At 77.6% G+C, this 990-nt stretch carries 1 protein-coding gene; it reads right to left on the reverse strand.

The features are described from left to right. Positions 1-251: 251 nt before the first annotated feature. The coding region (locus F6X68_RS32820; protein WP_151457852.1) for a hypothetical protein at positions 252-990 on the reverse strand (739 nt) is incomplete at its 5' end.

The following is a 990-nucleotide window of genomic DNA, read 5'->3' on the forward strand; positions in this document are numbered from 1 at the left end:
GGGGCGGGACGGGGGACGCGGGCGCGGCAGTCGACGCCCAGGGCGGTGTGTCGGTGCCGTCGATCTGCTCCGGCGGCCAGAGTGGTTCGATGTCCCGCTCCGGCATCGGCTGCTGGCCGGGCCCGTGGACCCGGTCGACGTTCTCGTCCACCACGGTTCCTCCCCATTCCTCCTGCCGAGGATAGGCCCAGTGACCGCGCCGGGTCGGCCGTCGCGGGCCGGCCGCGTCGGTCGCGTCGGGGACGCCGAGGTCAGCCCGCCCAGACCGCCCAGGCACCCGGCTCGGTCCACCAGGACCGCTTCCGGCTCAGCTCGCCCTCGGCCCCGTCGTCGAGGAACGGGACCTTCCCCTCGCGGGGCAGCACGGCCACGGCCCGCCCCCGGGCGCGTCGTACCTCCAGCCGGACCCGCTTCCTGCCCAACGCCGAGCGGGTCACCACGGGAACGGCGACCGCCACCTCGACCAGCCCGTCCGTCGGGTCCGGGTCGCCGAGCAGGGCCACGTCGTCGAGCCGGGCGTACCCGCCCGCGTTGCCGATCGCGCAGGCCAGCAGCGGATCGTCGCCGTTCGAGAGCACGGCGTCGTCCACCTCCACCCGCCCGCGCCAGTGCAGCGGCCGGCCGCTGTCGTCGGCGGCGCCGAGGAGCGCGCCGTCCAGGGTCACCGAGCCGCCGTCGTTGCGCAGCAGGTCGAGCCGGCGGGGCGTGCCGTCCAGCACCGCGGCGGCCACCGCCGCCGGGTCGCGGGGCAGCCCGAGCTGCGCCGCCAGGTCACGGTGCGTCGTGCCCCGTGCCGGATCGAGCGGGAGTACGCCGATCGGCGGCAGGTCCGGCACCGTCCGGTTGCCGGGCAGATCGTCGGGACGGCGGCTGGGCGGGGGGGCGTACCGCCGGACGAGCCGGCGCACGACGGCGCGCAACTGGGCGTCGCTGGCCGCGGCGACCACGAGCCGGGCCTTGGAGTCGGGGTCGGGCCAGGTGAGGCCGTCC

Origin of the sequence: Micromonospora sp. AMSO12t (genome assembly GCF_008806585.1) — a bacterium.
Taxonomy (GTDB): Bacteria; Actinomycetota; Actinomycetes; order Mycobacteriales; family Micromonosporaceae; genus Micromonospora; species Micromonospora reichwaldensis.